General features: G+C 34.2%; 19 protein-coding genes. 3 read left to right on the forward strand and 16 right to left on the reverse strand.

The window, feature by feature from the left end:
• The coding region (locus BKH45_RS08900; RefSeq protein WP_180675685.1) for a hypothetical protein at positions 1–280 on the forward strand (280 nt) is incomplete at its 5' end.
• A 131-nt stretch (positions 281–411) separates the two neighbouring features.
• Here the strand turns inward: BKH45_RS08900 and BKH45_RS06550 are convergent.
• The 6 genes from BKH45_RS06550 to BKH45_RS06575 all read right to left on the reverse strand — a co-directional run bounded on the left by BKH45_RS06550 (position 412) and on the right by BKH45_RS06575 (position 5,515).
• Entirely contained in the window at positions 412–1,236 is an 825-nt protein-coding gene (locus BKH45_RS06550; RefSeq protein ID WP_257874512.1) for a YihY family inner membrane protein, read from the reverse strand.
• Positions 1,237–1,247: 11 nt separating this feature from the next.
• Positions 1,248–2,090, reverse strand: coding sequence for a biotin synthase (locus BKH45_RS06555; protein WP_095274690.1), 843 nt, complete (start codon positions 2,088–2,090; stop codon positions 1,248–1,250).
• A 134-nt stretch (positions 2,091–2,224) separates the two neighbouring features.
• Positions 2,225–2,680: a thioredoxin-dependent thiol peroxidase gene (bcp, locus tag BKH45_RS06560; protein WP_095274691.1), complete on the reverse strand. Its 456-nt coding sequence runs from the start codon at positions 2,678–2,680 to the stop codon at positions 2,225–2,227.
• A gap of 12 nt (positions 2,681–2,692) precedes the next feature.
• Positions 2,693–3,325 (reverse strand): lactate utilization protein C, encoded by a 633-nt coding sequence (locus BKH45_RS06565; protein ID WP_095274692.1) that lies wholly within the window; start codon positions 3,323–3,325, stop codon positions 2,693–2,695.
• On the reverse strand, positions 3,318–4,772 hold the full coding sequence (locus BKH45_RS06570; protein WP_095274693.1) for a LutB/LldF family L-lactate oxidation iron-sulfur protein: 1,455 nt from the start codon (positions 4,770–4,772) through the stop codon (positions 3,318–3,320). The genes BKH45_RS06565 and BKH45_RS06570 overlap by 8 nt, the downstream gene beginning before the upstream one ends.
• The gene (locus BKH45_RS06575) at positions 4,772–5,515 is read right to left on the reverse strand and encodes a (Fe-S)-binding protein (protein ID WP_095274747.1); all 744 of its coding nucleotides are present in this window, start codon (positions 5,513–5,515) and stop codon (positions 4,772–4,774) included. Before BKH45_RS06575 ends, BKH45_RS06570 begins: the two co-directional genes overlap by 1 nt.
• Before the next feature lie 228 nt (positions 5,516–5,743).
• Here BKH45_RS06575 and BKH45_RS06580 point away from each other — a divergent pair, with 228 nt between their 5' ends.
• Positions 5,744–7,399, forward strand: coding sequence for an L-lactate permease (locus tag BKH45_RS06580; protein ID WP_095274694.1), 1,656 nt, complete (start codon positions 5,744–5,746; stop codon positions 7,397–7,399).
• Between the two features lie 92 nt (positions 7,400–7,491).
• On the opposite strand, the gene BKH45_RS06585 is transcribed toward BKH45_RS06580, so the two are convergent.
• The 4 genes from BKH45_RS06585 to BKH45_RS06600 all read right to left on the reverse strand — a co-directional run bounded on the left by BKH45_RS06585 (position 7,492) and on the right by BKH45_RS06600 (position 11,408).
• On the reverse strand, positions 7,492–8,529 hold the full coding sequence (locus tag BKH45_RS06585) for an AI-2E family transporter (protein WP_095274695.1): 1,038 nt from the start codon (positions 8,527–8,529) through the stop codon (positions 7,492–7,494).
• Positions 8,529–9,041, reverse strand: a complete 513-nt coding sequence (locus tag BKH45_RS06590) for a DinB family protein (RefSeq protein ID WP_095274696.1) — start codon at positions 9,039–9,041, stop codon at positions 8,529–8,531. The genes BKH45_RS06585 and BKH45_RS06590 overlap by 1 nt, the downstream gene beginning before the upstream one ends.
• Positions 9,042–9,118: 77 nt before the next feature.
• Positions 9,119–10,066, reverse strand: coding sequence for a bile acid:sodium symporter family protein (locus BKH45_RS06595; RefSeq protein WP_095274697.1), 948 nt, complete (start codon positions 10,064–10,066; stop codon positions 9,119–9,121).
• Positions 10,067–10,124: 58 nt separating this feature from the next.
• Positions 10,125–11,408 (reverse strand): citrate synthase, encoded by a 1,284-nt coding sequence (locus tag BKH45_RS06600; protein ID WP_095274748.1) that lies wholly within the window; start codon positions 11,406–11,408, stop codon positions 10,125–10,127.
• A gap of 175 nt (positions 11,409–11,583) precedes the next feature.
• Between BKH45_RS06600 and icd the strand changes: the two genes are divergently transcribed.
• Positions 11,584–12,876, forward strand: a complete 1,293-nt coding sequence (gene icd, locus BKH45_RS06605) for an NADP-dependent isocitrate dehydrogenase (protein ID WP_095274698.1) — start codon at positions 11,584–11,586, stop codon at positions 12,874–12,876.
• Between the two features lie 352 nt (positions 12,877–13,228).
• On the opposite strand, the gene BKH45_RS06610 is transcribed toward icd, so the two are convergent.
• From BKH45_RS06610 to BKH45_RS06635, 6 genes are all read right to left on the reverse strand, one after another.
• A complete protein-coding gene (locus BKH45_RS06610; protein ID WP_095274699.1) occupies positions 13,229–13,984 on the reverse strand; it encodes a hypothetical protein in 756 nt (251 codons plus the stop codon).
• Positions 13,978–15,219, reverse strand: a complete 1,242-nt coding sequence (coaBC, locus tag BKH45_RS06615) for a bifunctional phosphopantothenoylcysteine decarboxylase/phosphopantothenate--cysteine ligase CoaBC (protein WP_095274700.1) — start codon at positions 15,217–15,219, stop codon at positions 13,978–13,980. The genes BKH45_RS06610 and coaBC overlap by 7 nt, the downstream gene beginning before the upstream one ends.
• 14 nt (positions 15,220–15,233) lie before the next feature.
• The gene (gene pseB, locus BKH45_RS06620) at positions 15,234–16,232 is read right to left on the reverse strand and encodes a UDP-N-acetylglucosamine 4,6-dehydratase (inverting) (protein WP_095274749.1); all 999 of its coding nucleotides are present in this window, start codon (positions 16,230–16,232) and stop codon (positions 15,234–15,236) included.
• Between the two features lie 18 nt (positions 16,233–16,250).
• A complete protein-coding gene (locus tag BKH45_RS06625; RefSeq protein ID WP_095274701.1) occupies positions 16,251–17,909 on the reverse strand; it encodes an outer membrane protein transport protein in 1,659 nt (552 codons plus the stop codon).
• A gap of 98 nt (positions 17,910–18,007) precedes the next feature.
• Entirely contained in the window at positions 18,008–18,589 is a 582-nt protein-coding gene (locus BKH45_RS06630) for a hypothetical protein (RefSeq protein ID WP_143428392.1), read from the reverse strand.
• 23 nt (positions 18,590–18,612) lie between these two features.
• Positions 18,613–19,260 carry an LPP20 family lipoprotein gene (locus BKH45_RS06635; RefSeq protein WP_095274703.1) on the reverse strand — a complete coding sequence of 216 codons (648 nt, stop codon included), beginning with the start codon at positions 19,258–19,260 and terminating at the stop codon, positions 18,613–18,615.
• Positions 19,261–19,286: the final 26 nt, after the last annotated feature.

Here is a 19,286-nt window from a genome sequence, read left to right on the forward strand (position 1 = left end):
ATACAAATCACTCAATTACAGACCCCAAGTCAATCAAACCCAAAAAGCAAGACCTAAAAATGTATTTAAACCTTATGAATCAATCCCATCCCCAAAGAGTGATAGTTTTTATCAGAATAATCATTATGACCCTAAAACCATCGACAAAAAAGATTTGATTGAAAAAAAAGAAAAACAAAAAAAACTCCAAGAAGAGCAAAACAAAAAACAAAAATACCAACTTCAAATAAAATCTCATCCTAAATGGCAAAGTATGCGTCCTGCAAGAAAAATACAATAAAATCAAAGTAAGATAGAGTAAGAGATAAGGATAGGAGAAAACAAGTCAGAAAGATAGCAGAGATAGGAAAGTTAGGCAGAAGAAGGGATAGAAAACATAGAGATAGAAGAAGGATAAAAATAGGGCAAATCCTAAATTACCTTTTCATCTTTTTTTCCAAAATTGCTGATACAAGCTTGACATGAACGCATTCCAAAGAGCAGCACTAACCAAGAAATATAAATCCAAAGCATCAAAATTAATAAAATCGATACAGATCCATAAAGAGTAGGATAAGTTTTGTTGTATGAAATATAATACACAAACCCCCATTTTAATAAATCCCATATACTTGCACTTAAAAATGAAGTAAAAACTAATATTTTTTTATTGAGCGGTTTATTAGCAGAGATACGAAATAAAATTAAAAACAATACACAAGTTGCCAACCATAATAAAAAATCAGACAAGAATGAATCATCTGCCTTATTTTTAAGCACATTTTGGACTTCACCACTAAAATAAATACTCAAAGATATCGCTATAGGAAAAAGCGTTACCATCGCCCAATACACTATCAAAGAATCAAAAAATTTTCTGGGTTTGGAATTAAACATTTTAGAAGAAATATACTCATAATTCCTGAAAAACATTAAAGAAGTAAAAATAATATAAATAAATCCTATTATCCCAAGTTTTGAGCTATTTTGTATAAAAGTATCCAGAAAAGAAGTAATGATTTCTGTATGAGCAGGGAGAATATTTGAGAGAATCAAAGTTTTAATTTGATTGAGACTATCTTTAAAATTAGGAAAATTCAACATCACTGAAAATAATATCAATAACAAAGGAATCAAAGCAAAAATTGTATAAAAACTCAGTGATGAAGCATAATAAAACATTTCTTGTTCATGTGTAAGAAAAGCATAAGCTTCTTGAATCCTTTTTTTAATATTTTGACAAATTTCTTTGAGCATTTTCTCTTTTCTCAATGGCAAGTAGTAGCAATTTCAAGCCCATAGGATCGAATCATTTCTACATCTTTTTGAGGAGTGTCTCCTTTTGTAGTGAGATAATTACCCAATACCACAGCATTGATACCACAATCAAACAATGCTTTTTGATCTGTGCCAAATACAATTTCTCTACCTCCGGCTATCATTAAACGTACTTTTGGCAAAAATTCTCTTGCTAACACGACGCATTCCAGAGCTTCCTCAGGACTCAAAATATCTTGTTTGATAGGCAAAGCAGAATTAGGGATAAAAAAATTAACAGGTGTGGAGTGCGGAGAGAGAATCTGGAGAGCTTTGAGTAATTCAATCCTATCTCCCCAACTTTCTCCCAAACCAAATATCCCACCACTACAAAGTCCCAACCCTGCACTCAAAGCATTTTCACAAGTTTCAAATTTCTCACTCCATGGATGGGTCGTGCAGATTTTAGGAAAAAAATCTTTAGCTGTTTCAAGATTATGATTATAACTATCAACGCCATTTTTTTTGAGATAAATAAGCGAATCAATATCTGCTCGCCCACAACAAGCAATAATATGCAAATCCAGTCCGTCATCTTTAATCATTTTAGCTGTTTTGGCAATGTATTCACATTTTTTATCATCCAAGCCTCTCCCGGCAGTCACAAGACAAAATCCCAAAGCACCATAATTTTTAAGCATCCTTGCTTCTTTAAGTACAATATCCGGATCTTTAAATTTATATTTTTCAATATCACTTTGATAATGAGAACTTTGGGCACAATACCCGCAATCTTCACTACAATTCCCACTACTTACATTTGAAATTGAGCATAAAAATATTCCATTATCCATTGAAATTATCCTTTTATTTTAAAGATACGATTATAGCAAAATACCAATATTGCAACAACAATGTTTCCTGAGCAAAAATAAATTTCAGACTTCTTTATGCTAAAAACTAAAATCCTCACTTTATGGTTTTCTCGTCATAAGCTATCTAAAACATCTTGAGCATGACCTTTTGCTTTGATATTATAAAATACTTTTTTTATCTCCCCATTTTTGTCAATAATAAAGCTGGATCGCACAATTCCAAACACTTCTTTGCCATACATCATTTTTTTAGCATATACACCATAATTCGTAGCTACGCTACGAGTAGGATCGCTCAGTAAAATATGCTTTAGATTTTGCTTTTCAATGAATTTTTTATGACTCTTGGGGCTATCAGGACTAATACCCACTATTACAACACCTTTTTTAGCAAAATCATCTAATTTTTCTGTAAAATCTTGCGCTTCAATCGTGCAACCGGGAGTATTGTCTTTGGGATAAAAATACAAAACAATCACTTTAGAATTTAAATCTTTCAAGCCAATTTCTATATCATCTTGATTTTTGAGTCTAAAATCAGGAGCTTTATCACCTATTTCTAATTTCATTTCTTTCCTTATTTAATATAAAATAACACTCACATTTTGAGGACCATGTACTCCAAAAACTGTCTGCAATTCAATATCGGCAGTTCTTGAAGGACCTGCGATAAATAATAAATTTGCAGGTAAAATACCTTTGTTTGCTTTGCTTTTGAGCATTTGCGTCCCTTCGAATAAATTAGGAACGATATTATTTTTATCTAATAAAATAATACAATTTAATGTAATCAAAGATGCAAGACGTGGGCTATAGGGTGAAGACGCTATTCCTATAATTCCTAAATTTGCTACCCCACAAACTGCCTTTACAATAGAGGTGTCAATCCCAAAAAGTTCTGATCGAATAGCCTCAACCTTTTTATCATAAGCAATTGTTTCAAAATTACCCTCCAGATCTTTTATATCAAAAGGCAAATCCAGGGTATATAAAACCTTTTTTGCTTCTATTTCTACCAAAGTATCCAAAACATCTCTTGATAAATCCTGAGATTGTATTACTTTGGCTTTATTAGCAATTTGAAGTCGTTTATACTCTTGTAATAAATCTGTATTTTCATATTTTAGAATATCTTTATAGTGAGGGTCAAAACTTGGAATATGATTGTTATTCAAGGCAGATCGGATACGATTTAATATTTGTATTTTACTCATAAATCACTCCTTTGATATTCTTAACTTTTGCATGCAATGTCGCATTGATATGAGGAAATTCTCGACAGGATGTCCAAGCCTTTATTCCGGGCAAAACATGTTGCATCATCTTGCCTAATGGAGAAAAAATATTTACAAAATTTAACAAAATTCTCCATTTTACGCCACTTGTAGCTAATTTTACAAAAATTTTCATGGCAATTTTTTCATTTTTATTTTGATGCGTATTGGCATAGCCTTTTACATCTCCACGCCCTTCTTTGACTTTTTCACTTCTGAGATCTCTAATAAGGTCTGCTAAAGGAATCTTAACAGGACAAACTTCTGAACACCTCCCACAAAGACTGCAAAGATTAACCATATAACCACAATTATCTAATCCAAATAATTGAGGGGAAATGACTTCTCCAATAGGTCCGGGGTAAGCAGACAAATAAGCATGCCCTCCAATCTTGTCATATACAGGGCAATGATTCAAACAAGTCCCACACCGAATACAACTTAAAGAACGATAATAATGAGAGTCTGCCAAAATATTTGAACGATTATTATCAAGCATGATAATATGTACTTCTCTTGGACCATCAAGATCATCTTGTTTCCTAGGTCCTGTAATGATATTGTTATAGCAAGTAATAGGTGCTCCCACAGCGCTAGGGACAAGCAATGTATCCAAAATCGAAGCATCTTCAAAACTCTCTACTATTTTTTCAATCCCACAAATAGCTACATGAATATCACAAGCAGTAGTACTCATTCTTCCGTTGCCTTCATTTTCAACCAACCAAATTGCCCCTTCATTGGCAATGGCAAAATTTACTCCTGAGATACCCATTTTAAAATCCTCAAACTCTTTTCTCAAATGTTTTCTGGCAATACCATTTAGTTTTTGAGGCTCACTCTCAAATGAAGCGCCTAATTTGTCTCTAAAAATTTCTCCGATTTGATAACGATTTTTATGAATAGCAGGGACAACAATATGCACAGGGGGTTCATCAATAAGCTGGATAATTAATTCGCCTAAATCTGTCTCAGTAGCCAAAACTCCCTTTTGTTTCAAGTAACTATTAAGATGGATTTCTTCGCTTGCCATTGATTTGCCCTTCAAAACATATGAAATTTTCTTTTCTACGCTAAGACGATAAATAATTTCATTTGCCTCTTGAGAATTACTTGCCCAATGAACTTTAAAGCCATTTTTGAGTGCGTTACTCTCAAATCTTTCCAAAAGCTCATCAAGATGAGAAAGCGCTTTTATTTTGACTTCCTTCCCAAGTTCTCTTAGCCCTTCCCAATCTGTGTATCTATTTTGAATGAGATTTTTTCTATTAGTTTTTAGCACATCCATTGCAGATTTGAGATTTTTCCGCAACTGCTCATCAGAAAGCTTGGCAGTAATTGCTTCTTCATATTCTTTGGTGGAATGAAATAGTATATTTTCACTCATTATGCTTCCTTTTTATCTGAGATTCCAATTCTTTGGGCTAAAAAATCATATAAATGAATTGTTTTGATTTTAGAATTCATTTTCTCCATAGCGCCGCTAATATTAAGCAAACAACCCCCATCCCCTGCTACTAAATATTCAACATTCCTGGATTGGATATCTGCAATTTTTTCACTCACCATTGCTTTAGAAATTTCGGGCTCTTTAACACTAAAAGTCCCTCCAAACCCGCAACATTCCTCCTCTCTCTCCAACTCTATGAGTTCAACATTCTTAAGGCTTCTTAAAAGCGCCTTGGAAGAATCCACAATCTTTGCAACTCTCAATGCATGGCAATTAGAATGCCATGTAATCCTAACAGGTTCTCCATAGTCTTGATATCTTACACCTAATTTTTTATCTAAAAACTCACTGAGTTCAAAAATGCGTGAGGAAAACTGCCGGATTCTTTGATATTCACTCTTTCCCTCAAATAATTCCAAATAATCATGCTTCATCATGCCCGCGCAAGAACCACTAGGCACTATAATAGGATAATCTCCCTTAAAAAGCTCTACATTATAAAGGACTACTTCTGCGCTTTCATCATAATAGCCTGAGTTATAGCTAGGTTGCCCACAGCATGTTTGATCTTTTTTAAAAATTACTTCTATTCCTTCTTTTTGTAATAATTTGATTGCATTAACACAGGTATTGCTATAAGCGACTCCACCCAAACAAGTGGCAAAAAAATAAACCTTCAACATTATCTCCTTTTAATATTTCCTATAAATATATCCTAAAAGGTATAAAAAAAATCAAAATATCAATTTTGATTTTTTATAAAACAGACTATTTTTGATACAGAATTACTCATCTGTCCAAGAAACAATTTTTATCCTCTATAAAAATAAATGACAACCCAAATCTTTTGGTTATACTAAATTGTCTTTCAATAAAAACAAAAACTTAAATAACACAAAGGAGAATAAATGAATGATGTTTATGCGCAAACTTATAACCCATTTGACAATATTTGGTTAAGTGCTTTTGTAGCTTTTTTGCCTATATTATTATTTTTTGTTTCACTAATTATTTTTAAACTTAAAGGTCATGTAGCAGGATTTTTAACCGTTGTTCTTGCTGCACTCATTTCAATCTTTATTTATGGAATGCCTTTTGATATGGTCGCTTCTGCTTTTGGATATGGCTTTTTATATGGCTTATGGCCAATTGCTTGGATAATTGTAGCTGCTATTTTTCTTTATAAATTGTCTGTCAAATCAGGATATTTTGATATTTTAAGAGAAAGCATTCTTTCAATTACCCCCGATCATAGAATTTTAGTAATTCTTATTGGTTTTTGTTTTGGAGCTTTTTTAGAAGGCGCTATTGGATTTGGAGGTCCGGTAGCTATCACAGCTGCCATTCTCGTGGGATTAGGATTGCGTCCTTTATACGCAGCAGGTCTTTGTATGATTGCCAATACAGCACCTGTTGCTTTTGGAGCTGTAGGCATACCTATTATTGCAATGGCAGGAGTTGTGAATGTTCCGGCACTTGATATTTCAGCAATGACAGGACGTATATTGCCCCCTCTTACAATATTCATTCCATTCTTTATCGTTTTTTTAATGGACGGATGGCGAGGGATTAAAGAAACTTTTCCGGTTGTGTTGGTAGCTGCGCTCTCTTTTGCAATTGTGCAATTTTTCAGCTCCAACCATTTAGGACCTGAACTTCCTGATATTATCTCTGCAATAGTCTCAATCATCGCCACTACTATTTTCTTAAAATTTTGGCAACCCAAAAGAATCTTCCGCACTGATGGTAATGAAAATATGACGCAACATTCCAAACACCATATTTGCAAAGTATTGTTGGCATGGGCTCCTTTTGTCATGTTGATTATCACAATTATAATTTGGACACAGCCTTGGTTTAAAGAACTTTTCAAGCCTGGCGGAGTATTGTCATTTACAACTTTTAGTTTTGAATTCAACTCTATTAGTGAAAAAATTATAAAAACTGCTCCTATTGCTGTAGAAGGGCAATCACCCACTACAAAAATCATTTTTTCTCTTCCTTTGATTGGAACTACAGGAACTTCTATTTTTGCAGCAGCCATTATTAGCATTTTTATTCTTCGAGTAAAAGCCAAAGATGCCCTCAGTGTCTTTGGAGAAACATTAAATGAAATGAAATTCCCTATTCTTACTATTGGTCTTGTGCTTGCATTTGCTTATATTTCAAACTATAGTGGTATATCTGCCACCCTAGCACTTGCTTTAGCAAGCACAGGGAGTGCATTTACTTTCTTTTCACCCATTATTGGATGGATTGGAGTATTTTTGACAGGAAGCGATACAAGCTCAAACCTACTTTTTGGCTCACTCCAACAACTCACAGCTCGTCAATTAGGAATCCCTGAAGTATTATTTTTAGCTGCTAATTCTGTAGGAGGTGTTGTAGGCAAGATGATTAGCCCCCAAAGTATTGCAGTAGCTTGCGCTGCTGTTGGACTTGTAGGGAGAGAATCAGAACTCTTTAGGTTCACTGTAAAATATTCTATTTTGCTAGTAATTGCTATTGGAATTATTACTACTCTTATCGCTTATGTTTTCCCCCAAATCATCCCCGCAGGATAACAAATTTTGCGTCCTTTAAAAGACGCAAAATTTTATTAATCTCTCTACTCATTGCATTCAAATTTCTATTTATCCGGATTAAATGGCATTCATTAGGGATTTTTATGAGAAAAATTACTCTGATATAATCTAAGCAATGCGATAAAAAATGCTGTAATTGTAGGTCCCACAACAATTCCCCAAAAACCAAATGTAGAAAATCCGGCCAAGATAGAAAAGAAAATCAAAATTTCATTAATTTGCAGAGGAGTTTTTAAAATTTTTTGTTTAATAAAAGCGATGATAATAGGCTTGATAAGATTATCAATCACAAATCCTATAAAAACCAATGAATACACGCCAATAAAAATAGCTATGCCAACATTTCCTAAATAAATCTCATATCCTGCGATAGGTAGCCATAATAATGCCCCTCCAATAACAGGGATCAAAGATGTCAATCCATAAAGCACGCCTAACAAAAATCCATCATAGCCCAACCAAACAACAGCAATTCCAAAAGCAAACCCTTGCAAAATAACATTAATAATAGAAGTTAAAAACACCACGCGCAATACTCCGTTTATTTCCCTAAAAACTGCTTTGCTTTGGGAAATTTCAAAAGGCAATAATTGCAGTATATAATTATAAATCCGACGACCATAATAAAAAAAGAAAAATAAAAATACCACGATAAAACCGGTATTGATTAAAAAACTCAAACTATATTTGCCAATATAGCTACTAAAATGAATTGCATAAGTCATGATAGATTGAGCAGAAATATTTGCAAGAGATTTTTTGATACCGGAACTTAAAACAGGAAAATATTCAAAAATACCGATAATGAATTGCTTTGTTTTATCAACAAAAGAAGAAAAACTATCCATATCAAGCCCAACAATAAACCCGATACTCCTGTGCCCCACAAAATAAAGGGGCACAATCAAAAAAGCCAAAAGCACAATCACACAGCAAAAAGAATTTAAAATCTCATTTTTAATATAACGCCCAAAAAAATCTTTGAGCCAAAAAGTAGCGACACACAAAAGTCCCGCTATCAAAAGATTCATTAAAAAATCTTGGTATAAATAAGCCATCCAATAAACACTGATGGCAAAAACAATCCAGAAAAAATATATCGGACGCACTAAACCCCTAACATTCCATTGAAGTCATTTTCAATTTTCATCCTATCTAATGCTCCGGCAATTTGTCCCCTATGATGAGTATCATGAGTAAGAATGGAAATTAAAAGCTGATAAATAGGTTTTTCAAATTTAATTCCAGGAAATTCCAAAACCTCAACTTTAGAAAAATCATCAATATTTTCGATTAATTCAACAATGAAATCATCTACTTTTATCCTTGCTTGAAATAATTTATCCATGTCTGATTTGATAGGTTCATTGATAGTCATATTAGGACCGGCAATAGAAACAATTGATTTGTTATCCAATGGTTTTATGCTGTATTTTGCATAAACATTACCAAAAACAAGAGCATCTAAAGCTAAGGCATGTTCAAAAGCTCCGGCTATAGATTTATAATAAAGCTCCACATCTTTATTAAATTCACCGGGGCTTAATTTTTTAAGACACTCTATCATCCCTTTATTTGCATTTTTATTATATCTTGCATGCAACCTAAGTATCTCTTTCATTACAACTCCTTTTTTTAGTTTGTATTGAAATTATATCATATATTTAAAAATATATTTATTTTTTAAACTTGAAATATCTATTCATGGGGAGTATTTTTCATTCTTGAATAAATACCGGCCAAAATACCCCCGGATATATTATGCCATACGCTAAAAATTACTGCCGGAACTGCAGCAAGAGGATATATAGCAAAATGTGTTATCGCTAAAGAAGCTGCAAGTCCTGAATTTTGCATCCCTACTTCAATAGAAAGTGCCTTTATTTTAGCCAAAGGTTGCCTTGTAACTTTACCTATTAAAAATCCAATTAAATATCCAAAAATATTATGCAAAATGACAATTGATATGATTACAAAACTACTGATTAAAATTTTTGAAGCATTTGCACTCACGATAGAAATAATGATAGCAACGATGCCTATAGTTGAAATTAATGGCAAAATATCTTGAATAGAATTGGCAATTTTAGGTAAAAACTTATGAACAATTATGCCTAAAAATATAGGTATAATAATTATTTGGATAATACTTAAAAACATACTAAAAATATTTACTTCAATGCTCTCTCCTGCAAGAAAATAAGTCAATAAAGGTGTCATGATAGGAGCTAACAACGTTGTGCAACTCGTAATAGCAACTGAAAGGCTTACATCTCCTTTTGAAAGATATGTAATCACATTAGAACTCGTCCCGCCCGGACTTGTGCCTACCAAAATCACACCAATAGCAAGATCCGGAGATAAATGAAATATCTTCACAAGCACAAAAGCCAACAATGGCATCACGATGAATTGCGCCAAAACGCCAATAATGACTTCCTTGGGTCTGAAAAAAAGTATTTTAAAATCATCAAGCCTAATTGTAAGCCCCATCCCAAACATAATCACACCAAGCAATGGAGCAATAAGACCCGGATTAATAAAATTAAAATTTTGTGGAAAAAATAATGCCAATGCAGCAAAAATAATCACAATAACAGCAATATTTTTACCTACAAATCCACTTGTTTGCCTTAAAAATTTCATGACTCCCCCTTCATCTAAGTTTTTATAACAATCCTATCAATAATTTTAAAATCTAAATTCATTTTCCAATATAAACCTGTCTGGGACGAGTAATTCTTGCATGTGGATTTTTAATATGTTCTAAAAGCTGCGCACACCAACCGGGCATTCTTCCAATAACAAATATAGGAGTAAAAAGCTGGACAGGGATTTTTAAGGCTGTCAAGATAATTCCGGAGTAAAAATCCACATTAGGATATAAATTTTTCTCTATAAAATAGGGATCATGCAAGGCAACTTCCTCAACTTTTTGAGCTATTTCATTTAAGTGAGCATCCATCCTAATGCCTTTTTTGTCTAATTCATCTTTAAGATTTTTGAGAACCTTTGCGCGAGGATCATAATTTTTATAGACCCTATGCCCAAAACCCATTAATCTAAAAGGATCATTCTTGTCTTTAGCTCTTGCAATAAACTTATCTACATTTTTTATATCAGCAATTGCATTAAGCTGTTTGAGCACTTTTTCGTTTGCGCCCCCATGTGCAGGTCCCCATAAAGCAGAAATTCCTGCGCTAATAGCAGCATAAGGATGCACGCCTGTAGAAGCAACATTTCTAACTGTTGTTGTAGAAGCATTTTGTCCATGATCGGCATGCAATGTCAGGATTTTATCCAGCGCTTGGACTTCTAAATCTGTAATTTCTTCTTTCCCGTTTAAAGTTTGCTTGAGTCTCCCATGAGGATATGCACGCAACATATAAAGAAAATTCTCCACATAAGAACGCTCAATATCAGGATAAACAAAAGGTGCCCCCACAGCATTGCGATAACAAAATGCTACCATTGTAGGGATTTTGGCAATAATTCTGCGTGCCATTGTTTGATAATCATCTTCATCTTCCATATCTTTATGATCAAAATACAATGTTGCAAGCACAGAGACAGCAGAAGATAAAGTTGCCATAGGGTGTGCGCCATCAGGAAAGGCTGAAAAAAGATTGATCAACCCTTCATGCAAAAAACTCCGATGCCTTAATTCCAAATCAAATCCAAGAGATTCTTGTGCATTTTTGGGTAATTCATCGCTGATTAAAAGTTTGCAAACATCAGTAAATTGATATTGTTTGACCAACTCTTCAATTGGATGCCCCTTATAAAGCAATTCCCCCTTTTTGCCATCTATATAACTAATAGTAGATTCACACCCTGCTGTAGAACCATATCCCGGATCATATGAAAATATACCTGTGGTTTCAAATAATTTTGAAAAATCAACTGCTTTAGGACCGCGTGTGCAATCAATAATATTAAAATCAAATTTTTGATTTGTCTCATTATTGATTAAAGTTATTGTTCCCATTTGATTGCCTTTCTCTGTAAATTTTTGTTTTTTATCATTCAAATATCTTACTCTTATAAAGCACTATTTTACACACAAACTCTTAAAATAAATCAACATAATATTATATTCGTACATTTTTATCTTTTAATGCTAAACTATCCTATCTAAAAATACATTCAAAGGAGATAATAGAATGTCAAAATTTAATGGTTATAATCCAAAGTTTTTAGAATTACCACAAAGCGGCCAAGCAATTACTCTCACCAAAGAAGGCAAGCTAAACGTCCCTAACAATCCAATCATCCCCTACATAGAGGGAGATGGCATTGGAGTAGATATAACACCTACAATGATAAAAGTCATCAATGCTGCAGTTAAAAAAGCTTATAAAGATGACAAAAAAATCTCTTGGTATGAGGTTTATACAGGAGAGAAGTGTTTTAACAAATTCAAAAATGAAAGCTCACTAAGTCCAATGGAACAATGGCTTTTGCCGGATACAATTGATGCTATTAATTATTTCAAAGTGTCTATCAAAGGTCCCCTTACTACCCCGGTAGGAGAGGGTTTTCGATCTCTGAATGTGGCTTTGCGTCAAATGATGGATTTATATGTTTGTCTTCGCCCTGTCAGATGGTATGGTAGCCCAAGCCCTGTCAAAGAACCCAACAAAGTAGATATGGTCATTTTTCGAGAAAATAGCGAAGATATTTATGCAGGGATTGAGTTTGCACAAGGCACCCCCGAAGCAGAAAAAATTATTCATTTCTTACAAAATGAAATGAAAGTAACCAAAATTCGTTTTCCTCAAACAAGTGGTATTGGCATTAAACCTACGAGCAAAGAAGGGACAGAACGTCTTGTTCGCAAGGCTATTGAATATGCCATTGATAATGATAGAGCTTCAGTTACAATTGTCCATAAGGGAAATATTATGAAATTTACCGAAGGGGCATTTATGAAATGGGGCTATGGACTTGCCAAAAAAGAATTTGGAGCTATTGAAATTGATGGGGGTCCTTGGTGCAAATTCAAAAATCCCAAATCCGGCAAAGAAATCATCATCAAAGATGTCATTGCAGATGCCTTTTTGCAACAAATTCTTTTACGTCCTGCCGAATATGATGTCATTGCCACAATGAATCTCAATGGTGATTATATCTCAGATGCACTCGCAGCAATGGTAGGAGGCATTGGCATTGCTCCCGGAGCAAATCTCAATGATAGTGTTGCAATGTTTGAAGCCACTCATGGCACTGCTCCAAAATATGCCCGAAAAGACAAGGTAAATCCGGGATCGCTTATTTTAAGCGCCGAAATGATGTTGCGTTATATGGGTTGGATTGAGGCAGCAGATTTAGTTGTTTCATCAATGAAAAAAGCTATTGAATCCAAAAAAGTTACTTATGATTTTGCCAGATTAATGGAAGGAGCAAAAGAAGTTAAATGCTCTGAATTTGGAGATGTGATGATTGCTCATATGTAAAAAATTCTAATCTTTATTTTATAAAATAAAGATTAGAGAATATTTTTGTGTAATTTTAAATAAATATATTAATATGAGATTTGATACCCATATAATTTCAATAAAATATTAATAATAAAATTAATATACTTGTATTATTGCCTTTTTATCTTAAAGCAATCAAGAATTATTGTTAATAAAGGATTTTAAATCAAAAGTAGAGATCCTATTTCTACAAACCACATACAAAATATAAAAATTTGGTATTCTCAATTACCTTACTCTGATGATTTTCAAAACACTTATAACTCAAAAATAAAATATAATTTAAATAAATTTTATAATCAGTTAATAATATAAAATAAATATATAATTAACCTTTAATGTCTAAAAGACTCTCTTCAAATTCAAACAAGGGATCTATTTTTTCAATTTTGGATATATTGATAGAAAAAAATCCCTTTAATATGTCTTTATTTGTCTCTAGTATTTTTTTGACACTTTCATATAACACATAAATATTTGCCCCCATACCTTTATCTGATAAATAAATTTTACCTTTTATAGATCCTAAATTAGAATAAATTGCATAAAAATCTAAACTTTGTTTTTTTATTTTTGAAGGCTTTATTTGCACAAAAGCTTCGTGATATTTGTGCGAAATAACAAAAGAAATCACGCCCTTATGGAGTGAAAAAAGCAAATTCCCTAAATTTAAAAATTCATATTTATTTTGGGCATCACTCAATTTATCTAACAAAAAATCCCTATATTCCCTCAAACCATCGGTTTGAGAATTTTTGAGAATTTTTTCTAAATCTTTTAAATTTAATTTTAAAGGACTTTTTTCAATCATTTCAAACATTTTGGGCAGATGGGTGAGATTAGAGAGAACAATTGCCCCTGCTGCATTCCTGGACATATTAGCCCAATATCTTTGCCCGCTTAAAAGATCTTTTTGGCTTTTGGTCTCAATGGTGGTATTGCCAATTTTTAAAAGGTATTCTCCTGATTTTATTTTTGAAAGTACTTTGATTATTATAGGCAAAGCTGCGTTAAATTCAGTAATATTATTTATTTTCCCTATAGAATTATAAAGACGCTCTAAAGAAACAATATGTTCTAGCATAATAAATTTTGGACAAAATCAGCTATTTCAAAACTAATCTCAAGTTTTGATTTTAATCCTGTATGACGTGTTGCATTTTTGGAAAAAAACATCATTTCGTTTTCTTGCGCACCAAAAGGATTATGATTTCCAATAATATTGAGGCATACCACTTCACAACCCTTACCTCCATCTTGTGTCTTTTCAAGTAACTTTCTGGCGCTATGGGATGCATTTGCATGATCACATTCAGCCTTAAACCCGATTTTAAAAATATTGGGAGAATCGATCTCTTGAAGAACATCAATATTTTTTTGGCACTCTATTTTCCATTCTAATCCAATTTCATCTTTTTTAAGCTTGGTATTTGCAGGATCTATGGGAGTGTAATCACTAATAGCTGCGGCCATAAATAAAAATGCCCTCCCTTTAGTGGGGGTTTTTGAATGTATAGCTTCCAAATAAGAACCGGCACTTTTAACATATATACATTCTATCCCTAAAGGCAATTCTATAGGAAAAACAGAAGCAATTAAACTTACTTTTGCTCCTAAAATATACAATGCTATAGCCAAATAACTCGCTTGAAGCCCGCTGGAATAATTAGAAAGATAACGTACACAATCAATATTTTCAATACTCCCGCCCCCTGTAATAATGACTTCTTTATCTTTCCAAAAAGAATTTTTTCTTAATTCTCTACATACTCTAAAAACAATTTCACAAACATTCTCCATTGCCCCTTTACCATAAGTATCACAAGCCAAAAGAGAAACTCTGGGGGCAATCACATCAAATCCAAGTCCTAATATCTTAGTGATAGCTTCTTGAATTTGAGGTGCTTCAAACATTATTGTATTCATTGCAGGAGCAACAATTTTAGGAACATTGCACGCCAAAAGGGTGGTTAAGACAAGATTGTCCCCAATCCCTGAGGCTATTTTTGCTAACGTATTAGCTGTAGCCGGAGCTAACAAAGCCATATCTGCCCATCTTGCATAAGCAATGTGATTACAAGATATTTCGTTAGGAGTATTTACCCAATTTTCAGTTGCTGCATGCAAAACTCGTGTATGCACCAATGCCTCAAAAGATAAAGGAGTGATAAACTTTTTAGCTTCCTCACTCATAACTACACGCACATTTGCCCCTGATTTTTTCAAAGCGCTTGCAATCTCAAGTGCTTTATAGGCTGCTATAGAACCACTAACTAGCAATAAGATATTCTTATTGTTTATCAACTCTAAATCTTGCATATCTCCTCCTTTGTCTAAAAGGATATACCGGAACTCATTTTTAAAATGGTTTGTTCATCAAGCCAATATTTATTCCCATCACTACTGTATTCAAATCCTTCTGACACGCTTTTACCTACCTCACCCTTAAGAGTTTGGGCATAATTAACAGGTGTTTGAAAATTAATCGTCGGGGTAAGGATAAAAAACTTTTCAAACTCTAAAGTCAAATGCGAATCATCTTTGGGAATCATCACTTCATGAAGTTTTTCACCCGGTCTAATCCCTATGATTTTGATTTGAAGATGTGGGGCTAGGGCATGGGCTAGATCAATGATTTTCATACTGGGAATTTTAGGAACAAAAATTTCCCCTCCATACATTCGCTCTAAGCTTTGAAGCACAAAATGAACACCTTCATCAAGGGTAATCCAAAAACGCGTCATTCTTTCATCAGTGATTGGAAGCTCTTTTGCTCCCTGCGCAATCAAACGTTTAAAAAAAGGAATAACACTCCCTCTACTCCCTACAACATTACCATAACGCACTACGCTAAATTTAGACTTTTGCGCACCCTTGATGTTATTAGCAGTTACAAAAAGTTTATCACTACAAAGTTTGGTCGCCCCATAGAGATTGATGGGATTGGCTGCTTTATCGGTGCTTAGGGCAACAACATGCTCCACACCATTGACCAAAGCTGCATTAATAACATTGCCGGCACCTTGTATATTAGTCTTGATACATTCCATTGGGTTGTATTCAGCAATAGGAACATGTTTGAGTGCAGCAGCATGGATACAAATATCTACTCCTCTTAAAGCACTCTCTAATCTCTCCTTATCCCTGACATCTCCAATAAAATATCGCATTCTTTTATCATTAAAAATATTCGCCATTTCGTATTGTTTCAATTCATCACGACTATAAATAATAATTTTTTTAGGTTCATGGTTTTCTAAAATTGTTTGGACAAATTTCTTTCCAAAACTACCTGTTCCCCCTGTAATTAAAATTGTTTTACCATTAATTATGTGCCCCATTTATTCCCCTTACCAACGATAGCCTAAGCTCATTGTAGCAATTTTTAATTGTCCAAGTCCATCAGATTGATACATGCTGCGTCTATTGTCTTTGAAAGTTACTGAATAAGCTATCCCCAAGTCAAAACCTCTGAAATTATATTTTGCTCCAACCCCTATCATATATCCATCCGAATCAGGGATTCCTATCTTGTCTTGAGGGCTGGGAGCTTCATCATAAGCCAAAGAACCCATCAAACGCAAAGCCTTGCCCATATAAGTAACACCCAAACGATAAGTATTCGTATCCCTCCAACCTGCCCCCATATTCATCACACCGGCAAAATCAGCCAATCCAACCATACTTGCAAGTTTTTTATTGGTAAATAAACCTTTATTGGCTACTAAACCACTCAATCCCGTATAAGTAGCATTAGCAAAATCAGGAGTTACTAAAAATTTACTTCCCCTACTCCAAAAAGTCCTTTCATATACGCCTTCTATTCGCAAATGATTTTTAAAAAATGTCTGAGCATAAGCAACACTCAAAATTTCAGGGACTGTTACAGCAATATCAAGAGTTGTTTCAGTAAGAACATTCCCTATTGTCCCACCAATATAAGTAGTAGCTGACAAATCCCCTTTCATGTTGAATTTCACCGGAGAGTTATATACCACCGAAAACATACCGTTATCAAATACTCTCAAAGATGCAGATAAACGATAACCTGCCGAAACAGCCTTTCCTTGAGATTTTTGATAAACTTTTGAAGAACCATACATTGTTGTTGTAGAAGTGGCTATAACATCTTTGAGACTTTTGGGCAATGTGCCAAATAGCCCCCCGGTAACATTCCCGGCATCCAATAACCCCTTCAACATTGTTACTTGGCTTGAAGTCATTAATCCGGTAGCTTGCAATGCAGCCAAACGTTCATCATTATTGCTTCCTAATTTGTCAAAGTCTGATCCGGTAAGCTCAATACAAGAATTTACGGAATCTGTACAAGTGCTTCCTGTGCCGGCAGGTTTTTGTCCATCTTTCCAACGCATGGGCACATAAACAACATTGTTGAAACTCCCCATTGCATACAAAAATCTTGGGGCAAACCCTACTGAGAAACGATCGCCAATTGTATAACTCACACTTGGAGCAAACTCAATCATCATAATAAATACATCTTGCAAAAACTCCCCACCCTTATCTGCCCAATTCATTGCCAATCCTGAAGGGGCAATAAAGCTTGCTCCAAAAGTAAGTCCATTGTGCGTGCGAGATTTATAAAAAAATTTAGGCAAAATGAAATTGGTAACCTCAGTTGAACCAAAAACAACTTGAGGATCAGGATCCATATGATCTATATTCACAGTCTGAGATCCTGCAACACTTGCCAGTCCTTTTAATTGCACAACAGTTTTCGATCTTAGTCCTTGATTTGTCGTAGGCACATTAAATTTAAATCCCGGAATTGTAATGAGTGAGGTGGCAATCTCAAACTCACTTTTATTTTCACCCCAATCATTTTTAAATCCCATATTTGCAGGGTTATAATAACTTGCATCTGCCCCTCCGGCACCTGCAACATATGCCGAACTTAGCGCAGTGGCATTCAGGCTTTGCTCTTGGATTTTAAATCCATTTCCAAAAGCAAAAGAGGACATTAACAAAACCCACAAAATCTTCTTCATTATCTACCATATTATATTGTTGCATATACAACAGGATTAAAGCATTATTTTATCTGAATATCGTTAAAACTTCAAATTTTATTAGATAAATAAAGAGGTTAAGGATTATTTGGTTGGTCTATTTGATCATCCGCAGAATTATAATCATCAATTGAGATTGCCACGCCTGTGCTCATATTGCGAAATAACGTATGTCCGGGCTTCCTCTCATAAAAAATAATTTCTCCGCTTTTTTGGAATCTCTGAATCATTATTCCATCAGGACCCACTTGCTTGCCAATACCTCCAAATATATCTTTTTGGAGCAAAATATCATCAAACAAATCCCCATAACTCACCTTGCCAAAAAAATTCTTAGCTGCAGGCCATTTAGGGGCACAATCGCTTAAAAAACAAATTTCAGAATGTGTGATACGAATACTCCCTATGCTTCTGCCTAATTTAAAAAGCTCTAACTTAATTTCTTTGGGTTTAACATCCAAAATACCATAATCATAATAGCGTAACATAGCTGTTTTGATATAGACAAGCTTAAATTTTGCAGGCTTTACCTCAGGTTGAGATTGCCCGGTTTTGTCTTCTTTGAGAGGCTGATTGAGAAAGATTTTCTCCATAGAAGCGCAAGATGCAAGAAAAAAACAAATAAAACCTATCCATAAAAATAGGATAAGTTTATTCATGAATGTTTTATGAAGGCACATTTTTAACCGCGACCACCACTTAATGCACGATACCACACTCTCCCATCAAGTTTAAGCTCCATGCTTACTTGGCATAAGCCATCTTTATACACAGTCTCTGTAATTTCTGCGTTACGGATAAGGGCTTGTACTTTTGTTTTAACAGTAGAATTTTGCAAAACCATATCTCGAACAGTATCTTGAGCATTTACACGAATACCATACATTTTTTCACCTAATTGTCTGTAAGCATCTACAATAGCTGCGCGTTTTGCTAATGCCAAAGCTTGTGAAGGAGAAATAGTTGATTCCGGAGCAACACCCATACCCACAGCGCTTAATTCAATCACATTTGTAGGCGTTAAGATTGGCGTATTTGGAATCATTGGATCGGCATTTTTAGGTGCAATTGAATCATTTGAATTATCAAAACGCGTATCAGGCAAAGGGACTTCATAATCGCGTCTGGGTTGCAGATTGCCTGCATTGAGATTGGGATTGCTAAACCCTGTGGGGGGATAAATAGGAGCTTGAATGCCACCGGGTTGATATACTGCTGATGGAGGGATCAAGCTTGTATCATCAGATGAGGGAGTTAGCAATGAATTACATCCTGCTAATCCGATACTCGCTACTAAAAAAGCTGAATTATTCAATAACCTTCTTGTCATAAAAACATCCTTTTAAAATATTGTTT

The organism is Helicobacter sp. 11S03491-1 (assembly GCF_002272835.1).
In the GTDB taxonomy this organism is placed as follows: Bacteria; Campylobacterota; Campylobacteria; order Campylobacterales; family Helicobacteraceae; genus Helicobacter_J.